At 57.6% G+C, this 16233-nt stretch carries 15 protein-coding genes and 1 pseudogene; 11 read left to right on the top strand and 5 right to left on the bottom strand.

Features of this window, described 5'->3' with window-relative positions; all coding sequences use genetic code 11:
- The first annotated feature begins 36 nt into the window (after positions 1-36).
- From LPU83_RS62365 to LPU83_RS72845, 8 genes and pseudogenes are all read left to right on the top strand, one after another.
- A complete protein-coding gene (locus tag LPU83_RS62365; protein ID WP_024314126.1) occupies positions 37-1041 on the top strand; it encodes a dihydroxyacetone kinase subunit DhaK in 1005 nt (334 codons plus the stop codon).
- Positions 1042-1044: 3 nt separating this feature from the next.
- Complete coding sequence (dhaL, locus tag LPU83_RS62360) at positions 1045-1692, top strand: dihydroxyacetone kinase subunit DhaL (RefSeq protein ID WP_024314127.1); 648 nt, start codon at positions 1045-1047, stop codon at positions 1690-1692.
- A 69-nt stretch (positions 1693-1761) separates the two neighbouring features.
- Complete coding sequence (locus LPU83_RS62355; RefSeq protein WP_024314128.1) at positions 1762-3015, top strand: ABC transporter substrate-binding protein; 1254 nt, start codon at positions 1762-1764, stop codon at positions 3013-3015.
- A 90-nt stretch (positions 3016-3105) separates the two neighbouring features.
- On the top strand, positions 3106-4005 hold the full coding sequence (locus tag LPU83_RS62350; protein ID WP_024314129.1) for a carbohydrate ABC transporter permease: 900 nt from the start codon (positions 3106-3108) through the stop codon (positions 4003-4005).
- Entirely contained in the window at positions 4002-4886 is an 885-nt protein-coding gene (locus tag LPU83_RS62345; protein ID WP_024314130.1) for a carbohydrate ABC transporter permease, read from the top strand. Before LPU83_RS62350 ends, LPU83_RS62345 begins: the two co-directional genes overlap by 4 nt.
- Positions 4887-4920: 34 nt before the next feature.
- Positions 4921-6441 carry a DUF5060 domain-containing protein gene (locus LPU83_RS62340; protein ID WP_024314131.1) on the top strand — a complete coding sequence of 507 codons (1521 nt, stop codon included), beginning with the start codon at positions 4921-4923 and terminating at the stop codon, positions 6439-6441.
- Positions 6442-6462: 21 nt separating this feature from the next.
- Positions 6463-7533: an ABC transporter ATP-binding protein gene (locus LPU83_RS62335; RefSeq protein WP_024314132.1), complete on the top strand. Its 1071-nt coding sequence runs from the start codon at positions 6463-6465 to the stop codon at positions 7531-7533.
- 58 nt (positions 7534-7591) lie between these two features.
- Positions 7592-7739: pseudogene (locus LPU83_RS72845) on the top strand (transposase domain-containing protein); the annotation flags it as partial.
- A 129-nt stretch (positions 7740-7868) separates the two neighbouring features.
- Here the strand turns inward: LPU83_RS72845 and LPU83_RS62330 are convergent.
- Both LPU83_RS62330 and LPU83_RS62325 read right to left on the bottom strand, forming a co-directional pair.
- Positions 7869-8315 (bottom strand): adenylate/guanylate cyclase domain-containing protein, encoded by a 447-nt coding sequence (locus LPU83_RS62330; RefSeq protein WP_024314133.1) that lies wholly within the window; start codon positions 8313-8315, stop codon positions 7869-7871.
- Between the two features lie 1465 nt (positions 8316-9780).
- Positions 9781-9984 (bottom strand): CsbD family protein, encoded by a 204-nt coding sequence (locus LPU83_RS62325; protein ID WP_024314134.1) that lies wholly within the window; start codon positions 9982-9984, stop codon positions 9781-9783.
- A gap of 441 nt (positions 9985-10425) precedes the next feature.
- Here LPU83_RS62325 and LPU83_RS62320 point away from each other — a divergent pair, with 441 nt between their 5' ends.
- Together LPU83_RS62320 and LPU83_RS75935 are read left to right on the top strand one after the other, a co-directional pair.
- A complete protein-coding gene (locus LPU83_RS62320; protein ID WP_024314135.1) occupies positions 10426-10665 on the top strand; it encodes a hypothetical protein in 240 nt (79 codons plus the stop codon).
- A gap of 45 nt (positions 10666-10710) precedes the next feature.
- A complete protein-coding gene (locus tag LPU83_RS75935) occupies positions 10711-11010 on the top strand; it encodes a DUF982 domain-containing protein (RefSeq protein ID WP_024314136.1) in 300 nt (99 codons plus the stop codon).
- Positions 11011-11773: 763 nt separating this feature from the next.
- On the opposite strand, the gene kdgD is transcribed toward LPU83_RS75935, so the two are convergent.
- The 3 genes from kdgD to LPU83_RS62300 all read right to left on the bottom strand — a co-directional run bounded on the left by kdgD (position 11774) and on the right by LPU83_RS62300 (position 14506).
- Positions 11774-12703 (bottom strand): 5-dehydro-4-deoxyglucarate dehydratase, encoded by a 930-nt coding sequence (kdgD, locus tag LPU83_RS62310; protein WP_024314137.1) that lies wholly within the window; start codon positions 12701-12703, stop codon positions 11774-11776.
- Between the two features lie 45 nt (positions 12704-12748).
- The gene (locus tag LPU83_RS62305; protein ID WP_024314138.1) at positions 12749-13729 is read right to left on the bottom strand and encodes a mannonate dehydratase; all 981 of its coding nucleotides are present in this window, start codon (positions 13727-13729) and stop codon (positions 12749-12751) included.
- A 66-nt stretch (positions 13730-13795) separates the two neighbouring features.
- A complete protein-coding gene (locus LPU83_RS62300; RefSeq protein WP_024314139.1) occupies positions 13796-14506 on the bottom strand; it encodes a FadR/GntR family transcriptional regulator in 711 nt (236 codons plus the stop codon).
- A 131-nt stretch (positions 14507-14637) separates the two neighbouring features.
- On the opposite strand from LPU83_RS62300, the gene LPU83_RS62295 reads away from it, so the two are divergent.
- On the top strand, positions 14638-16233 hold the full coding sequence (locus LPU83_RS62295) for an ABC transporter substrate-binding protein (protein WP_024314140.1): 1596 nt from the start codon (positions 14638-14640) through the stop codon (positions 16231-16233).

The raw sequence follows: 16233 nt of genomic DNA, 5'->3' as shown, positions 1-16233 counted from the left end.
ATCTATGCCAACGAAGCTTGTTCTGGGGAGGATGGCGTGAAGACCAAGAAGCTTATCAATTCCGGTGCAGACGCCGTCGATGAGATGCTGCAGGGGGTGCTTTCGGCGCATCCGAACCATCTTTACGCGGTCGACGATATGCCGCGCGCGATCATTGCCAAAAACGGGCCGCGCAAGGGCAAGGTCGGGCTGGTGATCGGCGGCGGGTCTGGCCACGAGCCAACGTTTCTGGGCTTTGTTGGCAAGGGGCTCGCAGACGCTGCCGCGATCGGCAATGTATTCGCCTCCCCGCCCCCCGATCCCATTATCGCGTGTGCCAAGGCTGTCGATGGCGGTGCCGGCGTTCTGTTCATGTATGGCAATTATGCCGGCGACGTCATGAACTTCGACATGGCCGCTGAAATGCTCGCTTTGGACGACATTGAAGCGCGAACTGTCCTGACAACGGATGACGTCGCCTCCGCGCCTCCCGATCAGAGGCACAGGCGACGCGGCGTGGCGGGCAACGTTTTCATTTTCAAAGCCGCTGGAGCGGCCTGTGATCTGCTGTATTCTTTCGACGACGTGGAGCGGGCTGCCCGCCATGCCAATTCGCGAACCTACACGATGGGTGTCGCGCTCTCGCCGTGTTCGCTGCCCCAGACCCTCAAACCGAACTTCCTGATTGGCGAAGACGAGATGGAGATCGGAATGGGAATCCATGGAGAACCCGGGATGGCTCGCGAGCCGCTGAAAACGGCAAACGAGGTGACCGACGAACTGATGGACAGCATTCTTCGGGAGATGAAGGCAAGTCGCGGCGATCGTGTCGCAGTGCTCGTCAACTCGCTCGGTTCGACGCCGATGATGGAACTCTACATCATGATGCGACGCGTGAAGTCCCGGCTTGATGATGCCGGACTCGTCGTCCATACGTCGCTCGTGGGAAATTACTGCACGTCGCTTGAAATGGCCGGTGCGTCGGTGACCGTCATGCATCTCGATGACGATCTACAGCGATTGATCGACCACCCCTGCGATTGCGCCATGTTTACGAGGTGATCGATGACGATCACGACGAAAGATCTGCAGCGCCTGTTTGTCCTGATTGCCGAGGCTATCGCAAAGAAACGCGACCATCTTTGTGAGTTGGATGGCGCCATCGGCGACGGCGATCACGGGCTCGCCATGGACGCAGGATGCCAAGCGGCCGCAAAGGCCGTCGGCGAGCTCGACCCTGCCCAGACTGCGCCAACGGCTGTATTCAACGTCGCAGCAAAGGCATTTTTGAATGCAGTTGGCGCTTCATCTGGCCCATTGTACGCCACCGCCTTCATGCGCGCGGGAGCGGCCGCCAAGGACAAGCAGGCATTGACCGATGACGATTTCCTACGCGCTTTTGCGGCAATGGCCCAGGGAATCCAGGAGCGCGGCAAGGCAGAGCTCGGAGAAAAGACAATGTTTGATGCCTGGAGGCCGTCAGCTGACGCCGCGCAGGATTCCTGGCGGTCGGGAACGCCCCTCGCTGCATGTTTCGACGCTGCCCTGCAGGCGGCACACGAGGGCTGCGAAGCAACGAGCGGCATGACAGCAGGCAAGGGGCGCGCTTCGCGATTGGGGCATCGCGTGATCGGTCACATCGATCCGGGCGCTGCGTCGGCCGTCATCATAATTGCCGCGATATCGAAATTTGCACAGCAACATGATGGTTAGCTCATCATACCAGTTGACATGTCAATGACTATCTGCGAAAACGGGCCGGCTTTACAAGAGGAGGACGTAATGCTGACCCTATCCACGACGTTGAAGTCTACGAGCATCGTTGCGCTGGCGATCGCGTCCCTGTCTGCAACGCCGGTTCTTGCCGAAGATATCACGCTCTGGACGCTCAACTTCGACAACAATGCTGCAAATACGGCCCTGAAGAAGGTAGCAACGGACTTCGAAGCGGCAAACCCTGGGACACATGTCGAGATTGTCCAGCGCGCCGTCGATGAGCACAAGACTGCTTTGCGCGTCGCTGCAGGCTCCGACAAAGGACCCGACATCTATTTCAGCTGGGCGGGCCTTGGCCTTGGCGGCGAATACGTGAAAGCCGGTCTGTCGCTGCCGCTCGACAAGTACTACACCGAGTACAAATGGAACGACGAACTGCTTCCCTCTGCAGCGGCTTTCGCCGACTTATATGCCGGCGGCAAGCATGGCGCTCCCTTCACGTTCAAGGGTGAAGCCGTCTACTATAACAAGAAGCTTTTTGACCAGGCTGGCATCAAGGAAGAACCCAAGACCTACGACGAACTCGTTGCAGCGGCGCAGAAGCTGAAGGCCGCAGGAATTCCTGCCTTCACGTTCGGCGGAACGGTCAACTGGCACGTCATGCGTCTCATGGACGTTATCCTTGAAACAAAGTGCGGCGCTGAAAAGCATGACGCCCTGAAAGCGATGACGCTGGACTGGACGAAGGAACCCTGCGCGACGGAAGCGTTCGGGGAGTTTGCGAAGTGGACGAAGGACTACACGCTGCAGCCGTTCATGGGCATCGACAACAAACAGTCCTACAGCCTCTTCACGGCAGGTCGTGCAGCAATGATGCTCGAAGGCGATTGGCTGGTCAGCCAGCTTAACGGCTCCGGTGCCAATCTCGACGACTACGGCATTTTCCCGTTCCCGACCAATACCGATCGTCTCTACGGCTTCGCCGAGTACAACTACATCAGTACCAAGAGCAAGAATCCGGATATGGCGGCGAAGTTTCTTGACTATTTCCTGTCCACGAAGGTGCAGCAGGATCTGCTCGGTCAGCTCAGTTCGACCTCCGTCAACAAGAACGTAGAGTATACCAACCAGAAGCCGCTCGAGGCAGAATGGCTGGATATCTTCAAAAAGTACGGCAAGGTGTACATGAACGGCGATCAGGCGTTCCCGCTTGATGTCACGACGGAATACTTCCGCGTCATCAATGACGTCGCCTCCGGCAACGCTGAACCTGCTGACGCGGCCAAGCAGCTGCAGAGCTTCATCGCAAGCCGAACCTAATTCCTCCCAGGCGCCAGTCGATCGACCCTCGTGTTGATCGGCTGGCCCATTTCATAAGCTGGCAGCGGCTCTCATTGCCAGGAGGAAAGCATGTCACTTCGACAGTCGACACACGATCCGCGCGTGCAAGCGCTCATCCTGCTTGTGCCGGCATTGGCAATCTATGCCGTGTTCGCCCTTTATCCGATGCTCAATGTCATCATCCTGAGCTTCCAAAAATGGAATGGACTGGATCCGCATCGGCAATTCGTCGGGCTTGCAAACTATACCGCGATTTTCACGAGAGATCCGGTTTTCTGGGTCGCTTTTAGGAATACTGTGATCTGGACGGTGATGAGCCTGATCTTCCCGCCAATGGTCGGACTCCTGTTGGCCCTCAGTCTCAATCAGAAGATCTTTGGCCGCAATAGCCTCAGGGCGATCTTTTATCTGCCGGTCATCATCGCGCCGATCGCTGTCGCCACCATGTGGAAATGGATGTACGATCCGTTCTTCGGCCTTTTCAGTCAGTTGCTCACGTCGTGGGGCATGCAGGGCTGGATCAAGGACTGGTTGGGCAACAAGGATATCGCCCTTTATTCCGTCTTCCTGGCGTATCTCTGGCAGACGGTGGGTTTCTCGATGGTCCTGTTCCTGGCAGGCCTGCAAAATGTCTCACAAACGCTTGTCGAGGCCGCACGCATCGATGGCGCCGGTCGTTGGGCGGTGTTCAAGCATGTGACGTTGCCAGCATTGCGCCCGACGGTGACGATCGTTCTGGTTCTTTCCATCATCTCGTCGTTGAAGGCATTCGACATCGTCTACGGTCTGACGGGCGGCGGCCCGGCGCAGTCCACCCAGATGCTGGCACTCTGGGCGTTCACACAGGCCATGCAGATCTTCGATTTTGGACGAGGCGCCGCAATTTCCGTCGTCCTGCTCCTGATCACCATGACCGTGGTCATTCCCTATCTCAGACGGACCCAAAAGCACGAGGAGGTTGAATCGTGACAGCAGTCCCAACTGACACGACCCTCTTGCGGCTCCAGGTCGAACCATCGTCGATGAAGCGGGATCCGATTTTGATCGGTCTCTGGATAACCCTGATCATCGTAGCGCTTGTCTGGGTGGCGCCATTTGTCTTCATCGTGTTCACGTCCTTGAAGACGCCTGCGGCGGTGACGAACACGGGTGCTTTCGTGCCACCTACCGACCTCGCGTTCGAAAACTACAGCGCCGCATGGAGCCGCGGCAACTTCGCAAGCTCCTTCTTCAACAGCGCCATCATTACAGTCATCAAGGTGCCGCTTGGGCTCCTGCTTTCCGCAATGGCCGCCTATGCCCTTGCCAAGATCAAGCTGAAGGTCACACAGGCCCTGTTGCTTCTTGTCGTGTTCGGCACGATGATCCCCTTTCAGGTGATGCTTGCCCCCCTGTTTACCCTGGTAAACTCGTTCGGCCTCATCGACACTTACCCAGGCGTCATTCTCCCCTACATCGCCTTCGGCGTTCCGTATCAGGTTTTCATCCTGCACGGCTTCTTCAAGGGAATTCCCAAAGAGCTTTCTGAAGCGGCACTCATTGACGGTGCGAACCACTTCACCATCTTCAGACGGATATTTCTGCCCGTGTGCCTACCCGTCCTTGCGGCATTGCTCATTCTCGACTTCGTCTCCACCTGGAACGAATTCGCCATGGCGCTGGTGCTGCTCCAGGATCAGCACATGTGGACGTTGCCGCTCGGTCTGATGTCGTTTCAGGGGCAGTTCTCAAGCAACTACGGCCAGCTCAATGCGGCCATCGTGATGACCGTCCTGCCGGCGACCATCGTCTATCTCATATTCCAACGCTACTTCGTGTCTGGCCTCACCTCCGGTGCGGTCAAGGGCTAGAGACCATAAAAGTATTCCACGAGGAGAGAATTCTATGCCTAATGCAACAGTCGAAAAATGGGGCGTGTTCGAGGCCTCCTTTGATGGACCCTCCGACGGGAATCCCTATCTCGACGTTGCATTCGATGCCGTGTTCACCCACAAGAGCCGGGACGTGCGCGTCCCCGGTTTTTATGATGGAAACGGGACGTACCGGATGCGCTTCATGCCCGACGTTGAGGGCGAGTGGTCGTTTGTAACGCGTTCCAGAACTACTGCACTCGCCGGAAAAACGGGCTCCTTGATCGCAACGGCACCATCGACAGGCAATCACGGCCCGGTCCGGGTACGCAACAAATTCCACTTCGCCTATGCCGACGGAACTCCATTTTTGTCATTCGGTACGACCTGCTATGCCTGGACGCACCAGCCGCTGGAGATGCAAAGGCAAACTCTCGAGACCCTTGGGAAGACGCGTTTCAACAAGATCCGGATGGGCGTATTTCCCAAAGACTATCCCTACAGCGTCAACGAGCCGCTACACGCCTGCTTCGAACGAGGAGCGGATGGCAAGGAGGACTTTGACCGTCCAAATCCCGCCATGTTCCAGCATTTTGACAAACAGGTCGCAACACTTTGCGAACTCGGGATCGAAGCCGACATCATCATGTTCCACCCCTACGACCGGTGGGGTTATGCGGATATGTCGGCCGAACAGGATTTCCGCTATGTCGAATATCTGGCCGCGCGTCTGTCCGCCTACCGCAATGTCTGGTGGTCGCTTGCCAACGAGTATGATTTCCTCATCGACACGAAGCCGATGGCGCAGTGGGATCGCTATTTCCACATCCTGGAAGAAAACGACCCTTACCAGCACCTGCGTTCCATCCACAATGGCGACGTGACTGCGAATTTCGATCATCGCAAGCCATGGGTCACGCACACCTGCATTCAAAATCCTGACGTCAAGCGGACCCAGGAGTGGCGCAACGCCTACGGCAAGCCTGTTGTCAACGACGAGCCGGAATACGAGGGCGACATCCTGCAGTCATGGGGAAACCTCAGCGCCCAGGAGCTCGTGCACCGCTTCTGGATCACGATGGCGCGCGGCGGCTATGCCGGTCATGGCGAAACCTATTCCCATCCAGACGACCTGATCTGGTGGGCTAAGGGTGGAGAATTGCATGGCGAAGCATGGAAGCGCATCGGCTTCCTCAGGGATCTTCTGGAAGCGGATGTGACGCACGGCCTCGAGCCGCTCGGGTCGGTCGGCGAGTGGCCCTGGTCCCGCGTGTCTGGCGTGCGTGACGGTGACGGCGATTTCCGCCTGATCTATTTCGGCGAGCATCAGCCGGTCATCTGGTCTTCGGGACTTCCGGTCGACAGCGACGACTATGAGGTCGATCTCATCGACACATGGGAGATGACGATCACACCGCTTCGGAAAGTGGAGGCCCCTGTTCCCCATCCCACACGCCATGGCGCGATTGTCAGGGGTGGCAAGCCGGACGCTGCCTTCGGCGTCAAGATTCCGCGCAAGCCATATCAGGCCCTGCGCGTACGCAGGAAGCGCTAGAGGATATCAAGAGGTCCCAAAATGTCTGGCTTGAGCATCAAAAACGTCAAGAAATCCTTCGGCGCGGTGGACATAATTCATGGTGTCGACGTCGAGATCGCCGACGGTGAATTTACCATTCTCGTCGGCCCGTCTGGCTGCGGCAAGTCGACATTGCTGCGCATGATCGCGGGACTCGAGGAGATCACGGCTGGCCAAATCAGCATCGACGGTCGCGTGGTGAACAATCTGCAACCGAAGGACCGCGATATCGCGATGGTCTTCCAGAACTATGCATTGTATCCGCAAATGACGGTCGCCCAGAATATGGGATTTGCTCTTGAGCTCGCTGGCGCCAAACGGCCGGAAATCGAGCAAAAGGTAGGTGAGGCTGCAGCAATTCTGGGATTGCAGCCCCTCCTCGATCGAAAGCCGGCGCAGTTGTCAGGCGGACAGCGACAGCGCGTCGCCATGGGTCGCGCTATCGTTCGAGATCCGAAGGTATTTCTCTTTGACGAACCTCTTTCGAATCTGGACGCAAAACTGCGCGTGAAGATGAGAGCGGAGATCAAAGCACTGCATCAACGCCTGAAGACCACGATCGTCTACGTCACCCATGACCAGATCGAAGCCATGACCATGGCTGACAAAATCGTCGTGCTCCACGGTGGTCGCGTCGAGCAGATCGGCAGCCCGCTCGAGCTCTACGACAGACCGCGCAACATCTTTGTTGCAGGTTTCTTGGGCTCTCCCGCAATGAATTTTCTTGAGGGAACACTGCAAGACGCCGGAGCTCCCACGCTGTCGCTGCAGGGCGGTTCACGCCTGAAGCTGTCGCGGGCTCCTGCCAACTCGGCAAAGAGACCAATGACGTTGGGTATTCGTCCGGAGGATATCGCCTTGGGCGGCGAGAACGGCGTGGACGCGGTGGTCAAGGTTGTCGAACCTACGGGATCGGAAACCCATGTCGCCGTGGAGCTCGAAGGCAAGGAGCTGACATGGGTCGTGCGCGAACGGGTCGAATTGGTACCGGAGCAACGGGTGAAGCTTTCTTTCGAAACGGCCAAGATTCACTTCTTCGACCGACAGACACAGCAACGCCTGAACGGCTGACGTTGTTTGGAGCGATTGTCGCTGGCACCGCCACGTCCAATGTCAGCGCAGCGCTGTGAGGATGAACTGGATATTCGCCGGATGGCGGTGAACGCGCCGCCGCGGCCTTGTCGCTTATCGAGGCTGTAAAGCTCAACGGCCTTGATCCCGGAGCATACCTTCGTGACGTCTCTGCCGATCATCCGATTAACAGGATCGATGAACTATGGCGAGCGAGGGAAACACTTCGTGCCCGACGGGCGGGATCGCTGGCGCGGGCGCCGTGTTCAGAGCATAGGCGCGCACCGGCCTGGCTGTTCTTGAGCGTCTTCCGCCCAAGTCGCGAAACCGCTCGGTCACCCGGTTCGCACGTCGTCGAATACCTTGCCCGAGATGCAAACGCCACCAGGCTCGGCCATTGCTTCCAGCCGCGCGGCGATGTTGACGCCGTCGCCATAGATATCGCTGCCCTCCCCGATGACGTCTCCGGGATTGATGCCGACACGCAGCACGATGCGACGGTTCTCCGGCAGTGGCTCGTTGGCCTCCGCCATCTTGCTTTGCAATTCGATCGCCGCGGTGACGGCGTTCATCGCAATGGCGAACTCCACGAGCACCCCGTCGCCCATCACCTTGACAATGCGCCCGCCATGATCGCGCACCGTGGGGTTGAGTATCTCCGTCCGCCGCTGCTTCAGCGCCGCCAGCGTGCCAATCTCGTCGGCACCCATCAGCCGCGAGTAACCGACCACATCGGCGACAGCGATGGCGGCAAGTCGACGCTGGACGGGCAAATCAGCCATCTCTGTGACACGCTTCGACAGGGGTTGGCCCGCCACTGGTATTCTTGCCGCCCCGAGAAGTCCATTAAAGCGCCGCTCTGAAAACGTGAACCGTTGAAAGATCCTTTGGGGCGGAAGACATGCCGTGTCCTGCGCAAAGTGCCGCCTTTTCCGATGCTGCCCTCGGGCAGAACGAACAAGACAGGCCTCGGTTGCGGCGATCAGTCAGGCAATTTCTCCTGGGTAATCCTGACAAATTTGAAAGTCAGGCCTGGTGTTCGCACTAGCCCGGAAGAAAACTCCTAAGTCATAATAAGAGCTGGGCTTGAACAATTCGTCGTCTCCAACTTCTCGCCCGCGTCTGCTCAAGGAATATACTTTGAGTTCGGCGATAGCCCGCGTTACTACGACGATGATTCACCAAGGCTCTACCGCGCGCCTCCTCGGTATTATCGCGATCGGTACTATCCGTCACGATACGAACGGCCGAGGTGCTGGAGGCAGCCATACCAGGTTCGCAGTCACAACCATGAGATAACGAAATACAGGACCGTCTGTGCCGACTAAAATGCAGGCGCACTGATGTAGGCTACCCGTCGGAGCACCCGCCATTCGGGTGATCCTGAGAATTGTCTTACGCTCACAGCCTGGGTCCCACGACCCGGCGACAGCTTCTGCAAAACCCGGCGAGAGGGGTCGGCGTACTCTTTTTGTCCGCCACCATTCACTCGGGTCGAGCGAACTATCGCAGAAGCCACCAAAAAAGCGTTCCGAAACCGCCGATAAATATGGCTATGAAGACGATGATCCGAAGAAGGCCTTCGTTTACGTTGCCTTTGCCGACGATCATTGTGAACCAGTCTTCCAACATCTGTCTCTCGCCTGATCCGAGGGCACTTTGAGACCGACGATAGCTCGCAATAGCGCGACGCACAACAAGCTGCTGGAGCGCAACAACTGCGTCCCGGATCTTCAGGTCTTCTCACGTCATGGTAGGTGCGCGTACCGCTAAAGGCGTACGTGCGAGCCGTGCCCGGTTGTGCTCTTATGGCGGCGGCCGAAAGACGGCCAGTTTCCCTGTAAAAGTGCTGAGGGTCCGCTATCACCCCTGCGGACCTCTCACTTTTCACGCCTTCCTCACCAAATTTGCTAAAGCCGCCTATGCGAACGGATGCATCCTTTTTCCGGCTGCAAAACGCTATCCTAAAGGCTCCTCAGATCCATCCCTCTGTGAGCAGGATTAACACACAAGGCCGTCGAACCCCTGTCAGGCTTTGTGTGCCTGTCTCTACAGCCAGGTCGCCGCTGCGGCGGCGGCCTCCGACTCCTCCATGACTATCACGGCGCGGATCGCGCCGACGAGCCAAATCATGATGTTTGCAAATCGTGAGGCGGAGGCACGCCAAATCACTATTCTTTTTCGTTTCGCGTGCCTCGTCGCGGCCAGAATAGACCCGGACGAAAAATCCGGGCTGATCGAGCGTTACTACCAGGTCTGGCTGCCATACCAATCGTCGATGTCGCGGCGAGCGCGATCCCGCTCAATACCGTAACGTTCCTGGATCTTGCCTTCCAACTGGTCGCGTTTGCCGGCGATCTGATCGAGATCGTCATCAGTGAGCTTGCCCCACTGTTCCTTGACCTTGCCTTTCATCTGCTTCCAGTTTCCTTCGACACGATTCCAATCCATTTCGCTTCTCCTTCATGCTGCGACTGTGCAGGTAACGAGGCAGCAACATTAGTGTTCCCTGGGCTCGAGCGCCTTTGGCCCAAGCGATATGAAGGAGTTCAGACATGGCTCCGGCGCGAGCTCTGGCCATTCAGCAGCGCAACGAAGCCTGTAGGAATCGATGACGCATGCCTGCATATCACCCCGCCGCAAATGAGCACGAACAGCCGGGCATGACTGGAAGGGAAGGCAAGCCACTGCAAGATTTCAACCACCGAAATCATTTCATCAATCGCGTGACAACGCGGACGACGAGCCTGTTTGACCAGGAAGGCGTCCACTGTGAAAAGTAGTGGAGGCTTTGACAGCAAGGTGTATCCTCTTCTGCAGCTGGCGATCGAGTATTGCGCAAGGCCTGAGTGGGAGATGGGATGCGTTCCTGCGTGAAGTGGAGCAACGACTGTGCCGCTCAATTTCTTCAATATCTTTGATTATTCCGATAGCCAGGTTGACGCCATTACCGAGGCCGTTAAGGCATGGTGTGGATTAAACGGTGTTGACGCGGAAAGTGAATGCGCCCGTGCTGCAACGGCTGTTGCGATTGATCTTCTCAGCCGTGACCCGTCCGCGTCTTGCGAGGGGTTGCTGAAGGCGCTGTCCCTGAAAATGTCGGCAAACAAGGATGGGGAACCTTCTTGCTGATGCGTTGTTTAAGCATCACGCCAGCCGGGAAGCCATGTTATCGCAATGAGATGCCGGTACTACTTGGTGGAGACGCTTTTTCATAAGCTGTGGAAGGCATGCGTCGTGTGGGACTCAACGGTGACGATCCGACTGGGGCGGCGTTCCCATACCGTCAAATCGTCGCGACAGGCGTTCGAACTCTTGACGAAGCGCTGGCCCACCTCCGACGGAAGGGCCTATATCTCCGCCCTGGAAGCCTGCCAAGGCGTTGAGGCCAGAACCGTGGAGGAAAACGACGCCCTAGGTGTATTTTTGCTTGCTCTTACAGAGGCCCACATCCGGTTCACCCTATCTACCGGGTAGTGCTGCGCTTTGCGGAACCAAACCCGATCGACGGCGTTTCCAGTATATATCTCTCCTGGAATTGCCCCCGCAAATTTGCGGGGGTTTTTTTGAGCGGAACTATTACCGGATGACCGCGCTCCCATCGTGTTTGTCGCCCTCGACGTCTGCCCGAAAATCCCCGAGGCTCTGCGCGCCCACCGCAGAGCCTCATCTTTTTGACCGCTGTGCGTCTGCATGTTAGGTCTCCAGTAGAAGCAAGCGAAAAGTAGGCGGATCGTCGGGCTGTAACCGACATCTTCACCGGCCTTCCAGTCGTCGTGGACGCAATCATCCTGGACGACCTCGAACGCCGCGAAGGCAGCGATCTTACCTTTATGCGCAACCAGACGCACAACAGCGCAATCTCGGATGTTCACGAGTCGCGCTAAATACCGACACCGTCGGAAATTCTGGCGAAGCGGAACAAATACGCGCGCGGCGTGTTATTCGAATGTCTTGGGAACTATCCCATTTTCCAAGGCAAGACACACGACCCCACTTCGCCCCGTCTTTCAACGGGGCGGCTTTTTTGTTGCGATCGTGTGCTATGGAACCGACGTTCCCTCGAGCTTGTCGCCCCCGCGTAACCAGAGGAGAGCGGGCGCAAGACGGGTTCGACCCGCCCTGCTCGGGCGTCGCGCCGATATAGCCGACATAGCCGATATCCGATATAAGGGGCACTCTGCTCGTTTTGACATTGCACTTCTGTGGCTTGCGATCCACGCCCTGAAGCAAAGCGTTTCTAAGCAGGTACAAGTGTGAGATTTGCGGTATCGGCAGCCGCTACGATGTTCTCCAGCACGGCAATTTCCTCGTCCGTCAAATCTGTGAGCGGAGCCCGGACCGAGCCGGGATCGCGGCCAATGACCTTTAGTCCCGCCTTGATGATCGAGACGGCATAGCCTCTTCTTCGATTGCGCAAGGCAACGAATGGGAAGAAGAAATCCTTTAAGATGCGGTCGACGGTCTTCTGGTCGCCGCTTCGCAGCGCTTGATAAAAACGTTGTGCCAGTTCCGGGACAAAGTTGAAGACGGCTGACGAATAGGTCGTAACCCCTGCCGCGAAATAGGCCTGAGCATAGACTTCGTGGGTTGGCATGCCGCCAACATAGACCAGGCGGTCACCGATCTTGGTGGTGATCTCGATGACGCGGTCGACATCCCCGACCCCATCCTTGAAGCCGATCAGGTTGGGGCATTCGTCGCACAGCTGCGCGAGGCTATCTGCCGACAGGATGGCGTTATCACGGTTATAGACGATCACCCCGATTCCGACTGCGTTACAGACTGCCTTTACATGCGCAACCAGGCCGGCCTGTTCCGAAAACATCAGATATGGTGGCAGGAGGAGCAGCCCATCGGCGCCCGCCCTTTCGGCTGATCGTGCAATCTCGACCGCAAGAGAGGTCCCGTATCCTGTTCCCGAAATGATCGGCGTCTTGGCGGCTGCGTTCTTTGCGGCACGCACCACCAGCGGCACTTCCGCAGGATTGAGCGAGAAGAATTCGCCGGTGCCGCCGGCAGCAAAAAGAGCGCTTGCCCCAAAGCCGGCCAGCCAGTCGACGTGTTTGCGGTATGCCGCCTCGTCGAACTTGTTGTCGCTGTCGAAATGCGTGACGGGAAAGGAAAGCAAGCCGTCGCCGACGGCTTTCTTGATGGCATCGGGTTCCATGTCAATGTCCTTGAGTTATTGCGCTATCGAAGGATTTGGGGGCGATCACAGATGCCCGGCTTCCATGGCCTCAAGCAGCGCGGCGATATAGCCATAGCAAAAGCTGAAGGCGACACCGTTGGCATCGCGGCCGCTGATGGCCGGTACATGATCCGGCATGACCATGTATTTGTAGCCGACCTCCTTATACACTTTCAGCGACCGGACCATGTCCATGTCACCCTCGTCGGGGAAGGTTTCCATGAAGGAGAGCGCGCCGCCGCGAATGTTGCGGAAGTGCAGGTTGAAGATCTTGCCGCGTGTGCCGAACCAGCGAATGATGTCGTCGATCTCCTCGCGCGGATTATCGAGCATCTCGCCGATCGACCCTTGGCAGAAGTTCAAACCGTGATAGGGGCTTTCCCGCATCTGGACGAACGTCTTGAGCCCGTCGACCGTCCCAAGCACGCGGGTGACGCCACGATAACCGGGCGGCGTGTAGGGATCGTGGGGATGGCAGGCAAGGCGGATGCGGTTGCTTTCGGCAACGGGAACGACGCGTTCGAGAAAATAGTCGATGCGCTCCCAGTTTTCGTCCTCACGCAACACTCCCGCGAGCCCTGGTGCCGCCTCCTGGTCTGCCTTTTCCCAGCGGAATGCTTCGTTGAGCGATCCGCCGCGGCCTTTTTCGAGCTCGGTGCGTGGGATGCCGATCAAATTGAGATTGTATTTGGTCGCAGGTATGCCCGCCTTGGCGCAGTTCTCGATCATCTGGCAGACAGCATCGATCTGCCGGTCGCGCTCGGGCCCGGCCAAGAGGATATCGGGATAGGATGCTTTCTCGATCGGTTTCGACGGCAGAGGAAGCTGGATCATGTCGAGCACAAGCCCGAAGCTTTCCACATGATCGCGATGACGCTCGAGATCATCCAGCGTCCAGCTCGACGGGGCGCCTGGCGGATCGGCCGAAATGTGCTTCACCCCCAGCTGAGCAAAAACACGAAAATCGTCATCGTCGCGCACTGCGACCTGCGTTCCCAAATACACGCCCATCCTCCCGAATGATTCAACCGTATCATATGACATAATATGAATTTTGGAGACTGTCGAGCACTATTGCTGCTCTGCGAGCATTCGGTAGCGCCGCTGGCTTGCCATCATGTGGGCGCGCATGGCCTGGCGGGCCCGATCCGGATCCTGATCTGCGATGGCCGACAGAATCTCCCCATGCTCGGCATGAACCTTTTCGAGGTAGGCGCGGTCATTGGCTTCAGGCAAGGTTGGAAACTGTCCACGCGGTATCGCACGAGGACCGAAGTGGCGGAGAACGTCGACGTAAAACCGGTTGTTCGTAGCAGCAGCGATGGCCATGTGAAACTCGTAGTCGGCCTCGACGGTCGGCAGTCCCGCCTCGATCAAATTCGCCATTTTCCTGTTGGCCGCGCGAATGGCAGCCTCTTGCTCGGCTGTCCTGCGATAGGCTGCGATGGCCGCGGCCTCGCCTTCGGCAGCCATTCGAAATTCCAGCAATTCAAGGGTTTCCGGGATGCTTTTTACTTCGATCGGCGTGAGCGACAGACCCGTCTTGGTTTTCGGATCGGCGACAAAGACGCCCTTGCCTTGAACCGGTTGGACAAAGCCTGCCGCGCGCAGGTCGGCAATTGCCTCCCTGACGACAGTCCTGCTGACGCCGAAGGCAGCCTCAAGCTGCGGCTCGGTTGGCAGTTGATCCCCCTCTCGCAGCTTACCCGTCTCGATCTGCAAGCGCAGTTGATCGATGACCTGCTGTGCCAGCCGCTGTCTGCCGCGATTGATCGTTACCATCGTGCCCGTCCCCAATTTCCATCCGGTCTCGTCCGCATGACGCTTGCAAAGCGCTCTGATCTTCGATAAATCATAATACGACATACGGACGACATATTATGTCTCGTATAGTAACTCAGGGAGGAGTTGCAATGAAGTATTTTTCCAGAAGTCTGTTTGTAAGCGTCGCCTTAAGCGCACTGACCATGGCGGCCCAGGAGCTCAAGGCGGCCACGCCCGCTGACCAGCTTGTGATCGGGACATCGCTGGCCCAGGTGTTGTCGCTCGACCCGCAGCAGGCGACGGAAGGCAAGGCCGTCGAGATCATGTCAAACCTCTACGATCGGCTGGTGGCGACGACGCCGGACGGAAAGATCGTGCCGCAGCTTGCAGAAAGCTGGCAGGTCGATGACAAGGGGATCACCTTCAAGCTGCGTGACGCAGCCTTTGCCTCAGGCAATCCGATCACGTCGAAGGACGTTGTCTATTCTTTAGGGCGGCTTCTAAAGCTCGACCAGGCTGCGGCAGCAAACCTGAAGCGTGTCGGCTACACGAAAGACAATGTCGACGAGCTGGTCAAAGCGATCGACGACAAGACCGTGCGCATCGATCTTTCCGATGCGGTAACGTCGGAACTTCTGCTTTACCGGCTCGCCATGGCGATTGCGAGTGTCGTCGACAGCGTCGAGGTGCAGAAGCACGTCGTCAACGACGACTATGGAAACGCCTGGCTTAGAACCCATTCTGCGGGTTCCGGACCGTTCACGCTCAATCGCTGGTCGCCGAACGAGCTCGTCATTCTTGACGCCAATAAGGGCTATGTCGCTGGTGCGCCGAAGATGCGTCGTGTGATTGTCCGGCATGTGCCTGAAAGCCAGGTCGAACGCCTGATGCTGGAGCGCGGCGACATCGATCTCGCCAGCGCCCTGACCGCATCTGATCTGGCGATTTTCAACGGCAAAAAGGGCTTTGAGGTTCAGCGCGTCCCCACGGGCGGTTTCTATGTTTTGGCGATGAACGCGGGCAACAAGTATCTCGCCAATCCGAAGGTGCGCGAAGCAATCGCGTACGGCATCGATTATCAGGGTATCGAAAAGACGATCATGGGGCCGTACGGCCGGGTCAGGACGGTCCCGGTACCAGAGAATTATGAGGATGCAGTACCGAGCCCGGACTGGCACCTCGATGTGGCCAAGGCAAAGCAGCTGTTGGCCGACGCAGGTTTCAAGGATGGTTTTTCGCTGACGCTGAAGACGATTGCTCAAACACCCCGTGTCGATCTGGCAACCGCGATTCAGGCCTCACTCGGCCAGATCGGCATCAAGGTCGATGTCCAGCAGGGAAATGGCTCCGACATTATTTCGGCGCACCGGGCGAGAAACTTTGATCTCCTGATCCCGCAGACGGGTGCCTACATGCCGAACGTCCTTGGCTCGATGGAGCAGTTTGCATCCAATCCGGACAATTCGCTTGAAGCCAACAATGCCGGCAACTTCGTGTGGCGCTCGGCCTGGGACATTCCGGAATTGACCGCAGTGACGGCAAAGGCGTCGATGGAGCCTGACCCCAAAAAACGCGGCGAGCTTTACGTTGAGATGCAGAAGATGTTCATCGACCAAAAGCCCGCGGTGCTGCCGATGTTCGAGCGTTTCGAACCGATCGTCCTGAACAGCAAGGTTCAGGGCTATGTCGGCCATCCCAATCTGATTACGCGCCTTGAAGGCGTGACCAAGGCCGAGACCGAATAA

Source organism: Rhizobium favelukesii, from assembly GCF_000577275.2.
Taxonomy (GTDB): domain Bacteria; phylum Pseudomonadota; class Alphaproteobacteria; order Rhizobiales; family Rhizobiaceae; genus Rhizobium; species Rhizobium favelukesii.
This window is presented reverse-complemented; position numbering and strand designations above follow the sequence as displayed.

Excerpts from the sequence above, each read along its gene's own strand:
- LPU83_RS75935 (WP_024314136.1), top strand. The coding sequence starts at position 10,711 with ATGAGATGCCGGTACTACTTGGTGGAGACGCTTTTTCATAAGCTGTGG.
- dhaL (WP_024314127.1), top strand. The coding sequence starts at position 1,045 with ATGACGATCACGACGAAAGATCTGCAGCGCCTGTTTGTCCTGATTGCC.
- LPU83_RS62330 (WP_024314133.1), bottom strand. The coding sequence starts at position 8,315 with ATGGCTGATTTGCCCGTCCAGCGTCGACTTGCCGCCATCGCTGTCGCC.
- LPU83_RS62335 (WP_024314132.1), top strand. The coding sequence starts at position 6,463 with ATGTCTGGCTTGAGCATCAAAAACGTCAAGAAATCCTTCGGCGCGGTG.
- kdgD (WP_024314137.1), bottom strand. The coding sequence starts at position 12,703 with ATGGAACCCGATGCCATCAAGAAAGCCGTCGGCGACGGCTTGCTTTCC.
- LPU83_RS62340 (WP_024314131.1), top strand. The coding sequence starts at position 4,921 with ATGCCTAATGCAACAGTCGAAAAATGGGGCGTGTTCGAGGCCTCCTTT.
- LPU83_RS62325 (WP_024314134.1), bottom strand. The coding sequence starts at position 9,984 with ATGGATTGGAATCGTGTCGAAGGAAACTGGAAGCAGATGAAAGGCAAG.
- LPU83_RS62350 (WP_024314129.1), top strand. The coding sequence starts at position 3,106 with ATGTCACTTCGACAGTCGACACACGATCCGCGCGTGCAAGCGCTCATC.
- LPU83_RS62300 (WP_024314139.1), bottom strand. The coding sequence starts at position 14,506 with ATGGTAACGATCAATCGCGGCAGACAGCGGCTGGCACAGCAGGTCATC.
- LPU83_RS62295 (WP_024314140.1), top strand. The coding sequence starts at position 14,638 with ATGAAGTATTTTTCCAGAAGTCTGTTTGTAAGCGTCGCCTTAAGCGCA.
- LPU83_RS62355 (WP_024314128.1), top strand. The coding sequence starts at position 1,762 with ATGCTGACCCTATCCACGACGTTGAAGTCTACGAGCATCGTTGCGCTG.